Raw genomic sequence first — 13,707 nt, 5'->3', positions numbered from 1 at the left:
GGGGCGGTTTTGGTAGGCGTTTGGTAGATGCGGCCAGGACCCAGAGTATTTTGGGCAAAGTACAACAAAGCCTCCGCTTCTGCCGCGAGACAGAGAGCGGAGGCTTTCTCTATTACAGGGTGGTTTGCGCTTTTGACAGCTCCTGAGCGATATTGAGGACGTGGTCGCCAATCCGTTCGAAGTCGGTGAGCAGCTCGGAGTAGAGGATACACGCCTCGTCGGAGCAGGTGCCGTCCCGCATCCGGACCAGCTGGTCCCGGCGGAAGCTGGCGGTCATATCGTCGATCTTCTGCTCCACCTGGGCCACCTGAGTCAGCCACTCCTGCTGGCCAGCCTCGGCGGAAAACAGAGCGGATACCGCCCGCAGGGAGAGGTCCCGCATCTGCCGCACCTCTTCCAGGGCCGATTTGGAGAAGGCGATGTCCTGACTCACCAGCATTTTGGTGTAACCGGCCAGATTGTCTGCATGATCGCCGATCCGTTCGATGTTGCCCGAGATGGCGAAGAGACAGCTGACCACCTTGGAGCCCCGCTCGTTGGTCTCGATGGCGATGAGGTGGGAGATATAACGGGAGATCTCCTTGTTGAGAAAATCAATGTACTGCTCCCGCTGCTCCACCCGCTCCAACGGCTTGACGTCCTTGTACAGCACCGCTTTAAAGCTGGTGTCCACATTTTGCCGGGCCATCTCCAGCATGCGGTGCAGCTCATTGCGCAGCTGGTCCACCACGATGGCGGACACGCCCAGGCCGCCGTCCTTTCCGCCGGCGTTGACAGGGGTCAGGTACGCCAGACGCATGCCGGCGTCGCCCTCCCGCTTGTCCTCGGTGGTGTTGGGCAGGATGCGGGTGGCGAGCCTGGCCAGTGAATCACCGAAGGGAATCAGCAGGATAGTGGTGGCCAGGTTGAAGACAACATGCATCACCGCGATCTGAGCCATCGCGCCGGGGACCAGGGACTCGATCAGTTCGGTCAGAGGGAAGACTATGACCAGCACGGTGAAGATGATGGTGCCGATCACGTTGAAGAGCAGATGGACGCAGGTGGCCCGCTTGGCGTCCCGGCTGGCGCCGAAGGAGGCCATGACAGCAGTAATACAGGTGCCGATGTTCTGGCCGAACAGGACGTAAACGGCCCCTGAAAATTCCACGATCCCGGCGTCGGCCAGGGTCTGCAGGATGCCTACCGAGGCCGCGGAGGACTGGATGAGCGCGGTGAAAACAGCGCCGAAGGCGATGCCCAGAATGGGATTGGACAGGGTGGCCATCATGTGGACAAAGGCGGGGACCTCCCGCAGGGGCTCCATGGCGGCGCTCATCATGTCCATGCCAATGAACAGGATGCCCAGACCGGCCAGAAGCTGGCCGACGTGCTGAAGGTTAGGCCGCTTCAAAAAGACCATCATGAACACGCCCGCGAACGCCACAATGGGGGCCAGCGCACCTACGTCCAGGGCGATCAGCAGGCCGGTGGTGGTCTTGCCCACGTTGGCGCCCATGATGAGCCAGACGGCCTGATTCAGGTTCATGATACCGGCGTTGACAAAGCCCACCACCATGACGGTAGTGGCGGAGGAGGACTGGACTGCGGTGGTGATGAGCGCGCCCAGCAGGATCCCCATAAACCGGTTGGCAGTGAGCCGCTCCAGGATGGACTTCATCCGGTTGCCGGCTACGGCCTCCAGGCCGGAGCTCATCATCTGCATCCCGTGGAGGAACAGCGCCAAGCCGCCGAACAGGCCGAAAAACTCCAATATATTCATATGTAATCCCTTCTGCGGCAGGCCGCATTTCTACCATTCATGACATATATCCCGAAATTATTCCATTTTCATTATACTGGTATGGCAGTGCGCCGTCAATTGATGTTCCTTACAAAATTTTCCGGGCAGATCGCTCGGACCGGCAGAAAAAAGGGCGCACTGCGCCCTCATTTCCATTAAATGTATGCAAACGTCCCACTTTTCTCCCTTCCCCGCCATGGGTGAAAGGAGGCATGAAGCATGCCAAGTAATTTCACCAAACATTACAGCCTCTCCCAGTGGGAGCGCTCCGACAAGGTGCTGATGGACGACTTCAACGCCGACAACGCCAAAATTGACGCCGCCTTTTTCAATCACCCCTCGGCGGAGCTGATCGCCAGCGGTGTGGAGCCGGAGAACGGGAACTCCTACCTGAAGCTGGACATCTCCCAGGTGGATTGGAGCCGGTATTTGATGCTGATCCTGCGGGTGGACTCGGCGGAGGCCAAAGGGTTCTCCGTCTCCATGGGCAGCGGCATGGAGGTGAACGGTTATGTTTACGCCAATGGAGTGTCCTCGATCAGTACCGGTACCAACGCTTCCCTGCTCCGCGTCAACCACATATCTCATATGTCCATGCTGATTCCGGTGCTCTACAATGGCGGGCACGCCCCGATCGTGTTGTCGTTTGGAGCGGGGATATACAACCAATTTAACGAAAAGCAGCGGGAATCCTTCTTCTCTGGCGGCGGAGGCGAGTACCCGCTGAGCCAATGCTCCTACCTCGGCGTCAGCTGTGCCGGCGGGAGCTTCACCCCTGGAGATAAGGCGGTGCTTTGGGGTGTGAAATAAGGAACCCCGCCCCGGCTTGCGCCGGGGCGGAGTTTTCTCAAGGTACTACAGACCAATCGCCTTATCCAAAGTTAAAGCCGCTGGTCTTAATGATCAGGGTGTATGCAGGATCAGTGGTCACATCAATTCTATCACTGTCACTGGCCCACACTTTAATGATAATATCCTTGCCGTCATCCATAACCGGAATAACCAGACCTCTTGTGTCGCCGCTGTACTTAACAGCATGGCTATCGGTCTTCACCCAGCGACCGCCCTCCTGGACGATGCTGGACTGATCGTAAAGGTGTTGGGCATCATCGATAATCTGGACCTGAGTGTACTTGTCATTGGACTGAGGCAGTTCAATGGTCAGCAAGGTGAACTTGTTGTTCGGGAAACGGTCCCAGTGCGCCCCAGAGTTGGGGAACAAAGCACCACGACCACCGCCAACCTTATCCAAAGCACCAGTCAGGTCGGCTACATCAACGTCAGGGGTCAAAGTAGCTTTGTTGTCGGTGATTGTGATATCGTCGATATCATATTGGGTCTCGCCGGTGACCAGGGCCCCATCGCTGACAGTCTTGATTATGCTGCCACCAGTGACAGAAACAGCGCTCACATTAGCATACTTCGCATAGCTCGTATACGTAGCGCCGTCAGCGGTAACGGTAACAGCCGTGGGGGTGTTATCCGCGCCAACAAAGTAGCTAAGCTTGGCATTGTTCGCATTAGAAACCACAGTCTTGCCGTCCACAACGGCCCAAATCAGGTCGTCAGCGATCTTGATCTTGTTCAGGGCAACAGCAACACCGTTGACCTTCACGCCGCTGAGCTCGTTGTTGGCGTCGCGATCCTCAACCACAGTGTAGCCATTCACGCCCTTGAAGTAGTCAACCACGAAAGCGACTGTCTCCTCGGGAGTAAAGGCAGGGCTGGGGTCCTTGTCGGTCAGGATGTTCAGCTCGCTGCCATCGCCCTTGACATAGAACTTCTCGACGGTGACCTCATTGGTGTCAATGGCCTTGATGGTCACATCCTTGTTAGCCACGGTGTACTTAAACACGCCGGTGCTGGTGGGGATCTCGGTGATTCTGCCGCCGGCAATAGCAGTGCCGGTCTCAGTCTCCATAGCGGTCACGGAAGTGAGCTTGAAGCTGCTGGCGGACTTGATCAGGACGACCTTGCCAGTGGCGGCGGACACGCTGGTCTTCCACTCAGAGGCGGCAATCTTGTCGACACCAGCCTGGTCGGCGGGCACCTTGTCAGCGTCCACCACGGCGAAGAGAACCTTGCCGGAGGTGGCGGTGTTGGCCTTCACGGTGTAGGTGTCGGGGGTAACGACAGCAGCCTTCTTCACGCCGCCGATGGTGACGGTGACCCAGCCGTTGCCAGCCTTGACGTTCACGGCCTTGGCAGTGTCGTTGGTCAGTTCGCCGTCCAGCTCGGCAGCGTCGTTGCCCTTCGCAGCGCCCGTGACCTTGTAGGTCAGCTGGCCGTCGGCCTCATAGTTGGCGTCGTCGTTCACGTCGTACTTGATCGTGAGATCAGCGGCGCTGCCGATGGCGATATCGCCACTGGAGCCAGTCACAGCAGCGGCAGGCACGGCGGTGCCGTCAGCGTAGACGTACTTCACGTCGGCCTTGGCCCAGGTGATGTCGCTCAGCACCACGGAGAAGGTGTGCTCGTCGGGATCGAGGGTCAGATTCCAAATAGCACTCCCGAGCGTGGTGAACGACTCATTAGCGGAGAAGGTAGCCCCGGACTTGGTCCAGTCGCTGCCTTTGATTTCTATCCGTTCATAAGCCCTGCCGTCCACCATCAGGGTAGCGTTGACGGTCAGATCACCTGCGCTGTTGGCGTCCTTGGCCCAGTCGGGGGCGATGATCTCCACCTTCAGGGTGTTGCTGCCGCTGGCCAGAATCTCCATGGAGGTGTTCTTGCCCAGGCCGTCAATCTTGTTGGTCTCGTTGGAGGCCACAGAGATGTTGCCGATGCTGTTGGAGCCGGTGTCGCCGGGCCGGACGTAGTCGTTGTTGTTGTCGTAGATGACCACGGAGGAGGCCACGCCGTTCTCCAGGATGGCGCTGATCTGGTAGGTGTAGTTCTTGCCGGTCCACTTACCGTCGGCGCCGAACACGCCGTAGCGGTCGTTCAGCTCCTTGATCACGCTCTCCAGGTTTTTAGCGCCGCTGCCGGTCTCGATAAAGGTGTCCTTCTTGTTGCTGTTCCACTGCTGGAGGACATAGTTCACGTTCTCATTAACGATGAAACCAGTCTGGTCGTCAGTGGCAACATACAGGGTGCGGTTGCTCATCCGCAGGTAGGAGTTGATGAACTTCTCGTTGTGATACAGAACGGTGCCCTTGCCCTCCTGGACCGTGTAAGCGATCTCGCCGATCTCAATGGGCTCGCCATTCGCGTCGAAGTCCTGCTTACCGTTCTTGTTCTCGTCGTAGTAGTGGTAATCCAGAGCCAGATCCTCATAGCGGGTCAGCTTGGCGTCCTTCAGGTCGCTGCCGTCATTCACGCCGGGCAGCTTGTAGGCCGCGATGACCTCGCCAGCGCCGTTGGTCTTGATCTGATACCAGTTGTACTGCTCCATACGGGCCAGGTAGCTGTCGCCGTCGGAGACCTCGGTCAGGGTGACCTCCTCGCCGTTGGACACGACCTTGCGGGTCCAGGTGAACAGGCCGTCGTTGGAAGCGCGAGCCCTGCTTGCGCTGTTGCCGTTATAAGCCTCCCAATCCACGTCGCTGGTGTGGACATAGACCAGGTTCTTGCTGGCGCCGTTGTCCTCGCCAACCACAACAGCGGCAATGATCACGCCGTCGTCGTTGTACAGGGTGTAAACGCCCTTGGACCAGTCGCGGCCGTTGTCGCCGGGCTTGGTAGACTTGGTGTCGGTGTCGTCCGCCTCGGCCATCGCTACGGCGTTGTTCCAGACGACCAGGTTGGTGGCCTCAATGCCGGTGGAGATGGTGTCCACATCGCTGATGACGCCCCAGGTGCCGCCATCATTGATCAGCTCGTCCAGCTCGGCGGTCAGGTACACGGTCTTGTCATCGCCATACACCCGGGCGAAGTCGCCAGTGCCGGCAGTCTTGCCCTTCAGGGTGATGTGCTTCTTGTCGATGGTCATCTCGCCGGCGGCAACCGTCTCGTGATACTGAGCCAGGCCGGTCTTGTTGGTGTCATTGCCAGGAACATGGGCGTCGCCCTTGGCGTTGACGTCACGGACCTGGGTCAGGGTGTACACATCGCTGTTGTTCTTGGTGAAGGTACACCAAGTATTCAGGATGGAGTTATTATGGATGCCGCCGTTGGGGGTGCTGTTGGTGTAGGGCTCAATGGCGCTCTTGCCCATGTTGACACGGATGGTGTCCACAGTGCCGTCCAGGAAGATGGCGCGGGCGTCGGCAGTGCCGTTAACCAGGTTGCTGTCGTTCAGGTCAATGGCGGTGATGAACACGTAGTTCTTAACCGCGTCAACCTCCTCAACGCCGATCAGGTTGCCGTAAGTGTCCAGATAGACGTTGTAGGTCAGGTCCTTCAGGTTGATGATGGCGTTGCCCTTCAGGTCGGTGTAGGCCTTCAGAGCCTCGGGATCAAAGCCGGTGGTGGTGTCGAACTTGTAGGTCGTGCCGTCCACCACAACGTTGTCGCCCTTCTTGAAGGCGCTGATCTGCACGCCGGACAGGACCTCGGCGGGAACCACGCTCTGGACCTCGCCGTCGGCCACGGTGAGCAGGAAGGCGGAGTCCTTGGCAGCGTCCTTCACAGCGGAGAACTCCTCGCCGGCCAGCTTGAAGGCCTCGGTCTCCTTGCCGTTCTTGGGCACCTTGACGTACTCGCCGCTGGCAGTGTGCTTGGTGATGGAGTAAGCGGTGACAGCCAGCTCTTCCTTCTTGGCGTCATAGTCCTTGTCAGCCCGGGCCAGATAGGTGTTGATGATGGCGATATCAATGGTATCGGCCTCATGGTCCACAAACACCTGGGTCAGAACGCCGGTACCGGTAGCGCCGATGGTGGCCTTATTGTTCCGGTTCAGGTCGTTCTTGGCAAAGACATAGTCCACATTGTGCTTATCCTGGATATTAGTGGTATCGCCGTCATAGCCAACCTCGTCACGGACGATCTTGGGGTCCTTCACGCCGTCCAGGTTGACGGTCAGGGCGTAATCCTCGATGGTCTTGGCGCCCAGCAGGTCATACAGGTCCTTACCGGTGACGGTGCCCACATGATCGAAGACCATGAGCTCCTTCTTGGCATAGATGCCGACGTTCTTGCCGTCATACTCCCAGTTGCGGGCAGGACGGCCAAAAGGATCATAGTCGTCGGTGAGCTTCAGCTTGCCGTCGTACAGCCGCTCGCCCAGCTCCACGATGTAGCCGTCGTTCTGAGAACCAACGGAAGTGGCCTGCACACGGCCAATAGCGCGGGCGAAGGCCTTGGCGCTGGTGACGCTGACGTAGTTGACCTTGCCAGTGTACACAACGCCGTCGGGGGTGGTCAGGTTGATGGTGTTGCCGTCAGGCTCCACAACCGCGGACTGCAGAGCGTTCAGCACCATCTGAGCCACCTGATTACGGGTCATGGGCTCGGTAGCGCTGGAACCAACGCCGTCAAAGATGCCGATGGTGGTGCCCAGACGGACGGTGGAGACCTCAAAGCCGTCGGCATAGTCGTTCTGGTACTTGAAGTAGCCCAGAGCGCGCATCATCATGGACGCGGCTTCCACGGCGGTGACGGTGGCGGCGGGATCGTAGATGCCGTCGCCGCGGCCGGACACGATGCCGTTGGCGGCAGCAGCGCCGACCCAGCCTCTGGCCCAGTCATACACGCCGCTTACGTCGGTAAAGGGACAGGTGGCGGAATAGTAGTTGTAATCCAGGTTGAGCAGCTTGCCCATAACGACGGCCATCTCGGCGCGGCTCACGGAGTCGCCGGGACGGAAGTTGCCGTTCTCGTCGCCGACCATTACGCCGACCGACTGCACAACCTCGATGGCCTCGACGTTGTCATCCTCGGCAACATCGGGGTAGCCCACAGCCGCACTGCTGCCGACGACCATCATGCCCAGGAGCATGACGGAAGCCAGAGTCAGGCTGAGGGCCCGCTTCAGGTTTCTCATTCGGATTTCCTCCTTTAATTTTGTTCGGCCTGAGAGGGGCCGGTTTTGGGCTGGACGCGTCCTGCTTCGGATACTTGGTAGACCCCGTAAGTCTGAGCAAAGGTTCCGAATATTCTGCGTTTTGCCCAAAATTTTCGAGGTTTTTCGACGTTTCCCTCCGGCCACCGCCGTGTCACGCCTCTTACAGATGGTTTTTCGTTGTAAAAACAGGAGGCAATCCAAAGAAACAAGCAGTTTCAATGTAAAAAAGTTTGGACGGTAGAGATCTGGTAGACGTCCGGAAATGCAGACCGCCCCCAACCTCCTGCGGCGCAGGAGATTGGGGGCAGTTTTGGTAGGCGTTTGGTAGACATGCATGCAGCTGCGGAAACACTGGCTCCTTTTGAACAGAGGCTCTTCACAGCCTGGTAATACATGGTGACCAGCTTGCATGAGCAGACATCCCGCGGTCCGAGTCAGGAGGGCAGCACGTTCCGTTTCAGGCTGGTGTAGGCCATCAGGATATAGACGGCGTAAATCAGAAAATAGACGGCGAGGGCGGTGGTGACGATGACCGCCGGGCTGGAGACTCCCACCATTACCCCCGGCTCCGGAAGGCTGGCCATGTGGAGGATAAAGGGCGCTCCGATGAGCACCGGCGGCACGGCAGGCAGGGCGTAGTAGATCGTGAACTGGGTGCGCAGAGCCTTTGCCATCTCCCGGCGGTTCATGCCCAGCTTTTGCAGCAGGGAAAACTGCCGCTTATACCGCTCGCTCTCGCTGAGCTGCTGGATGGTGAGGATGGTGGCGGCGGTCATGGTGAGGGACAGGGCCAGGTAGTACAGGGGAAAGACGCACAGGGCGGTCTGGGAGGCCACCTCCGACTCCTCGTTGGCCCTGGTGGTGATGGCATTACTGGCAATCCCGGAGCTGGTGCGCTCGTTGATGTCCCACAGGTCATAAAACTGCTCCCTTGTCACCGGCTGAGCTGTCTTGGCGGCGTAGGCCCAGTGGTGAACCTCCAGCCCCTCCACCGCTTCGTCCGGGACCACCAGAATGTAGCCCCGTCCGTTGACAGTACCGCCGCTTTGGGACAGGTGCTCGGTATACACGCCCCCGGGCTGGAGGGTGATGTCCCCGAAAGTCAGGGGCCGGTCATAGGACTTCAAGGCGTCCTCCAGATAGGTCATGCAGTGGAACAGGTACTGTCCTTCTTTCAGCTCCACCGTCCGATAGCCGGCAATGGCCCGCAGAGCGGCGTAGTCGCTCCAGCGCAGGACAGGCTCCTGTACAAAGTTGAAGTAATAGTAGACGGTCTGAGTCTCAATATAGTCTCGCACCGTGTGGCTGCCGGAGAGGTAGACCTGATACTCCAGGGACTGCTCCACCGGGATATTTTCGTGGATGTAATCCAGATAGACGGAGGGGTCCCGGTCATCTCCCACGCCGAGATACAAGTCAAAACAGGCATTCTCCGCCGCCCGGCCCTCAAACAGTCCCCGGAAGACCAGCCCGCTGCCCTCGGAGATGATGGTGGCGGTAAAGATCATGGCGATGGTAGCCATGAGCACTCCCATGGTGGCCAGCTTGGCGGTAAGCGTGCGGAAGACCAGCAGGGTCACGCCCCGATACTTCCGGGCGGGCCGTTTGTCAAAGAAGGCGGGCACCCCGGAGGCGAAGCTTAGGAAGAAGCCGAACAAAAATAAAATCAGACACCCTGCCCCGGCGGTGGCGACGGCAAGGTCCTGCACCATAATCAAAAATACCCCAGCAACGCCCAGCGCGATGGAGGCCCCAAACATCCAGCGGCGCTTTTTCCGCGCTTGGATGACCACGCCTTCGTTGAGCCGGTCGGAATAGATCAGGTCGTGAATGTTAGCCTTGCGGATATACCTGCGGCTCCGGCGCAGGGCAAAGAGGTAGATCAGGCCAAAGCAAACGACCGTCAGCCCCAGGGCGGGGAGAGAGAAGCCGAAGGAGAAGCGGTAGGGCTGCTTGAACAAGGCGAGGGTCAGGGCCCGGAAGGCCTGGTAGAGTAGCCCGCCCAGGACCGTCCCCAGCGCCAGGGCGCAGCCCCCCACGGCCAGGTTTTCCAGAAAAAACAGCCGGGCCACCTGCCGGTTCTCCAGGCCGATGAGCAGGTAGGTGCCCAGTTCCCGGCCCCGGCGCAGGAGCATGAACTTTGTGGCGTAGGCCACCAGCCAGCCGAAGACGCACACCACCACCACTGTGGCCAGGGCAATCATGAACGGCAGCATCTCCATGGATTGAGCCAGGGTGCTGATTTCTCGGGAGAAGGTGAGGGCGTTGAAGGAGTAGAGCAGGGCGGCGGCCATGACTACCGTGACAAAGTAGACCAGATAGTCCTGGGCCTGGCGCTTGGCGTTGCGCAGGGAGAGCTTAGATAACGTCACTGACATCACCCCCCAGCGCGGCCAGCACATCCAGGATCTCGTGGTAGAACACCGGCCTGCCCCGGTCCCCCCGGAGCAGCTCGTTAAACACCCGGCCGTCCTTCAGGAAGAGCACTCGCTTGGCGTAGCTGGCGCTGTAGGCGTCGTGGGTGACCATCAGGATGGTGGCTCCCATTTCCCGGTTCATGGCGGTCATGATCTCCAGCAGATTTTTGGACGCCTTGGAATCCAGCGCCCCGGTAGGCTCGTCGGCCAGCAGCAGGGACTGCCCCGCCACCATGGCCCGTGCGCAGGCGGCCCGCTGCTTCTGGCCGCCGGACACCTGGTAGGGGAATTTTTCCAGGATGTCGGAGATGCCCAGCTTTCCCGCCATCTCCCGGACCAGGTTCTGCACCGCCTTCGGGTCCTGATGGTTCAGAGAGAGAGCCAGGCCGATGTTCTCTTCAATGGTGAGGGTGTCCAACAGGTTGAAGTCCTGGAACACGAACCCCAACCGCTCCCGGCGGAATTTGGCCAGCTCCGCCTCCGACAGGTCGGCCACACTCACCCCGTCCAGCAAAATCCGGCCGGCGCTTATTGTGTCAATGGTGGAGATGCAGTTGAGCAGGGTGGTCTTGCCTGAGCCAGAGGCCCCCATGATGGCCAGGAACTCCCCGGTCTCCACGTCGAAGCTCACCCGGTCCAGGGCCTTGGTGACATTATTTTTGCGCCCGTAATATTTTTCGATGTTCTGTACTTGCAGCATATTGGTTGCCTCCTTTGCTTGTGGCTCCATGGTACACCAGAAACAAAGGCCGTTGTAGCGATTTGATATTGAACTTCCTTACAGTTTTGTAAGGTTTTCTTTTGTGGGGAAGGTGAGGGTCACCGCAGTCCCCTCCCCTTCCCGGGAGGCGATGGTCAGCTCCAGCTCCAGAAAGGCGGCCAGTTTTTTGCACAGGTACAGCCCCATGCCGGTGGAGCTGGCAGACAGGCCCTGCCCGCTCCGGCTGCGGCCGTTGCTGCCGGTAAAGCCCCGGTCGAAGACTCTGGACAGCTCATGGGCGGGGATGCCGATGCCGTTGTCCGCAACGGTGAGCCGGACCTGCTTCCCCAGAGAGCAGGCGGAGATGGTGATCACCGGTTCCTCTCCCCGGTAACGGGCGGCGTTCTGAAGCAGCTGGCCCAGGATGAAGACCGCCCATTTTTCGTCGGTATAGACGGAGCGCTCCAGCCCCTCCGTCTCCACCCGGACCCCGCTCTGGATCAGGAGGGAGCGGTGGTTCCCTACCGCCTGGGCGGCAATCTGGTCCAGACCGGTCTGGCGGATGACACAGTCCCGCTCCAGGCTCTCCGCCCTGGCGTAGAACAGGGCCCGCTCCACGTGCTCCTCGATCCGGGACAGCTCCCTGGTGAGCTTCCGGCGGGTAGTCCCGTCCAGCTCCCGGCAGAGGAGCCGGGCGGCGGTGATGGGGGTCTTGATTTCGTGGACCCACCGCTCCACATACTCCCGGTAATCCCGCTGAGACGCCTGGGCGTCGGACACCGCGCCGGTCATGGCCCGCCCCGCCCGGCGGGTCAGGTCCAGGAGCCGCTGCTCATACAGCGCCCCGGCGGGCGGGACGCACTCGGCAAAGAGGTATTTCTGGTCCAGGCCATTCAAAATGGCCTCCAGCTCCTGGAGGCGGGCCCGCTGGCGGAGAAAGTCGGACAGCTGCACGGCGCAGAAGACCAGCAGCAGAGCCAGCAGCAGGATCGCCAGCACGCCGGACTGGGTGCCGGTGGTCCAGAGGAAAAAGGCCGCCCCCGCGGCGCAGATGAGCTGGATCAGCAGCCGGTTCAGCCGGTCGGACAAAAATTCCTTCCACGTCATAACTGATACCCCATTCCCCGCCGGGTCTTGATGAAGCCGGGCAGGCCGATCCCCTCCAGCTTGGCCCGGAGACGAGTCATGTTCACGCTGAGGGTGTTGTCGTCGATGTAGATCTGGCTGTCCCACAGCGCGTCGATCAGGTCCGCACGGGAGACGATCTGCCCGGCGCAGGACATGAGATAGGCCAGGATCTTCAGCTCGTTCCGGGTCAGCTCCGCCGTTCCGCCCGCCGCCGAGGCCGTCCCCCGGGCGAGGTGAAGGGTAAGGCCCTTGGCGGTCAGTGTGTCCGGCTCCGCAGGCCCGCCGGCCCGGCGCAGGACCGCCTTGATCCGGGCCAGCAGCACCGGGATGTTATAGGGCTTGGTGATGTAATCGTCCCCGCCCAGGCTCAGAGCCCGCAGCTCGTCGCTGGCGGAGTCCCGGCTGGTGACGAAAATGACGGGCGTTCGGCTGAGTTTCCGGACCCCGGCGCACACAGACATGCCGTCCCGGCCCGGAAGGCCCAGGTCCAGCAGGATCAGGTCGGGGGCCGCCGCCTGGATCTGGTCGGGAACGCCGGAAAAATCGGTGACGGCTGTGACCTGATACCCCTCGTTCTCCAGCAGGAGCGCCAACTCCTCCCGAACGCTGGGGTCGTCCTCCACGATGATGATCTTGGACATGATCCCGCCCCCCTCCCGCAGTTTGCTCTATCTTAGCACATCGGAGAGCGGATGTCCACCGCGCAGACATCCGCCGCACCATATAATATCCCCCTCATTTCCATTAAATGTATGCAAACGTCCCACTTTGGGGCGGTTTTCTTGCAGTTATGAGGGCTCCCTCAGAGAGGGAGGCTATCTTCACTGAAAGGGGCACGTTTTTATGCCAGCCAATTACACATCCAACTACCAGCTGAACCAGTGGGAGAAGTCGGACAAGGTCCTGATGGAGGATTTCAACGCCGACAACGCCAAAATCGACGCCGCTCTGGCGGGCAAGGCGGACACATCCGCTTTGACATCCCTGCAAGCCGCGGTGAACGGCAAGGCCAGCCAGTCCGCGCTGAACGGCCTGAGCTCCACCGTCGCCAGCCACGCCGCCGCCCTGAAGCGGCTGGGCAACTGCAGGATCGAAAGCTTTGAGTACATCGGCGCCGGGACCACCGGCGATCAGGGCGCCACCGAAATCACCTTTTCCGCACGCCCTGTTTTCTTCCTGATTTTTACAATTGGTTACTTCTTCCTCGGCACCAGCTTGGGCAGCCAATGCTGTGCGGTCTGCAACGTGAACGGCTCCACACGCATTCATCAGGTGAAGGTCAGCTGGTCCGGTAACCAGTGCGCCATCTCCAGCAGCGACGCGGAACTGCAGGCGAATCTCTCCGGACGCGATTACCGGGTGGTCGCCTTCTATTCTCAGGACGGGAAATGATCAAAAGCCCCCGGGCCTTGCGGCCCGGGGACGTTTTTCGTTGACAGGTTGCCACCGCTATGATATAGTTTAACACACGGAGACGCCGCCCAGGTTGGAAAGGCGTTTAGCTGCGCCACCCGGAAGGGGGTGAGGTTATGCCGGTTACGATCACGTTACATATTTTGGGTTATACCGTAACGATAAAGATCAAAAGGTGAAACCGTCGCCCCGACCGGCGACGGTTTCTAGTCTTTTCTAGAGATTTCGGTTCCGGCTGAACGCCCATGGCGTCTCCGTATTTGTACTATATCATCGCCTTGACGTTTTGTCAAGGCGGCTTTGTTTGATAAAAGAACCCCGG

General features: G+C 59.8%; 8 protein-coding genes. 2 read left to right on the top strand and 6 right to left on the bottom strand.

Going from position 1 to position 13,707, the window contains the following annotated elements:
* Nucleotides 1-112: 112 nt before the first annotated feature.
* Complete coding sequence (locus VV088_RS16020; protein ID WP_334601717.1) at nucleotides 113-1,762, bottom strand: Na/Pi cotransporter family protein; 1,650 nt, start codon at nucleotides 1,760-1,762, stop codon at nucleotides 113-115.
* 240 nt (nucleotides 1,763-2,002) lie between these two features.
* Between VV088_RS16020 and VV088_RS16015 the strand changes: the two genes are divergently transcribed.
* Nucleotides 2,003-2,593, top strand: coding sequence for a hypothetical protein (locus VV088_RS16015; RefSeq protein ID WP_334601716.1), 591 nt, complete (start codon nucleotides 2,003-2,005; stop codon nucleotides 2,591-2,593).
* Between the two features lie 61 nt (nucleotides 2,594-2,654).
* On the opposite strand, the gene VV088_RS16010 is transcribed toward VV088_RS16015, so the two are convergent.
* The 5 genes from VV088_RS16010 to VV088_RS15990 all read right to left on the bottom strand — a co-directional run bounded on the left by VV088_RS16010 (nucleotide 2,655) and on the right by VV088_RS15990 (nucleotide 12,613).
* Nucleotides 2,655-7,706, bottom strand: a complete 5,052-nt coding sequence (locus VV088_RS16010) for an S-layer homology domain-containing protein (protein WP_334601715.1) — start codon at nucleotides 7,704-7,706, stop codon at nucleotides 2,655-2,657.
* A gap of 455 nt (nucleotides 7,707-8,161) precedes the next feature.
* Entirely contained in the window at nucleotides 8,162-10,105 is a 1,944-nt protein-coding gene (locus VV088_RS16005) for an ABC transporter permease (RefSeq protein ID WP_334601713.1), read from the bottom strand.
* The gene (locus VV088_RS16000; RefSeq protein WP_334601712.1) at nucleotides 10,086-10,844 is read right to left on the bottom strand and encodes an ABC transporter ATP-binding protein; all 759 of its coding nucleotides are present in this window, start codon (nucleotides 10,842-10,844) and stop codon (nucleotides 10,086-10,088) included. Before VV088_RS16000 ends, VV088_RS16005 begins: the two co-directional genes overlap by 20 nt.
* 78 nt (nucleotides 10,845-10,922) lie before the next feature.
* Nucleotides 10,923-11,951 carry a sensor histidine kinase gene (locus tag VV088_RS15995; RefSeq protein WP_334601711.1) on the bottom strand — a complete coding sequence of 343 codons (1,029 nt, stop codon included), beginning with the start codon at nucleotides 11,949-11,951 and terminating at the stop codon, nucleotides 10,923-10,925.
* Nucleotides 11,948-12,613 (bottom strand): response regulator transcription factor, encoded by a 666-nt coding sequence (locus VV088_RS15990; protein ID WP_334601710.1) that lies wholly within the window; start codon nucleotides 12,611-12,613, stop codon nucleotides 11,948-11,950. Before VV088_RS15990 ends, VV088_RS15995 begins: the two co-directional genes overlap by 4 nt.
* A gap of 202 nt (nucleotides 12,614-12,815) precedes the next feature.
* Here VV088_RS15990 and VV088_RS15985 point away from each other — a divergent pair, with 202 nt between their 5' ends.
* Nucleotides 12,816-13,364 carry a hypothetical protein gene (locus VV088_RS15985; protein WP_334601708.1) on the top strand — a complete coding sequence of 183 codons (549 nt, stop codon included), beginning with the start codon at nucleotides 12,816-12,818 and terminating at the stop codon, nucleotides 13,362-13,364.
* The last annotated feature ends 343 nt before the right edge of the window (nucleotides 13,365-13,707 follow it).

Origin of the sequence: Lawsonibacter sp. JLR.KK007 (assembly GCF_036941135.1) — a bacterium.
GTDB lineage: Bacteria > Bacillota > Clostridia > Oscillospirales > Oscillospiraceae > Lawsonibacter.
Note: the sequence above shows the minus strand (reverse complement) of the source record. Positions and strands in the feature narration are given on the sequence as shown.

Bases quoted from the DNA above. Each gene is read 5' to 3' on its own strand.
- VV088_RS16000 (WP_334601712.1), bottom strand. From the start codon at position 10,844: ATGCTGCAAGTACAGAACATCGAAAAATATTACGGGCGCAAAAATAAT.
- VV088_RS15985 (WP_334601708.1), top strand. From the start codon at position 12,816: ATGCCAGCCAATTACACATCCAACTACCAGCTGAACCAGTGGGAGAAG.
- VV088_RS15990 (WP_334601710.1), bottom strand. From the start codon at position 12,613: ATGTCCAAGATCATCATCGTGGAGGACGACCCCAGCGTTCGGGAGGAG.
- VV088_RS16010 (WP_334601715.1), bottom strand. From the start codon at position 7,706: ATGAGAAACCTGAAGCGGGCCCTCAGCCTGACTCTGGCTTCCGTCATG.
- VV088_RS16015 (WP_334601716.1), top strand. From the start codon at position 2,003: ATGCCAAGTAATTTCACCAAACATTACAGCCTCTCCCAGTGGGAGCGC.
- VV088_RS16020 (WP_334601717.1), bottom strand. From the start codon at position 1,762: ATGAATATATTGGAGTTTTTCGGCCTGTTCGGCGGCTTGGCGCTGTTC.
- VV088_RS15995 (WP_334601711.1), bottom strand. From the start codon at position 11,951: ATGACGTGGAAGGAATTTTTGTCCGACCGGCTGAACCGGCTGCTGATC.
- VV088_RS16005 (WP_334601713.1), bottom strand. From the start codon at position 10,105: ATGTCAGTGACGTTATCTAAGCTCTCCCTGCGCAACGCCAAGCGCCAG.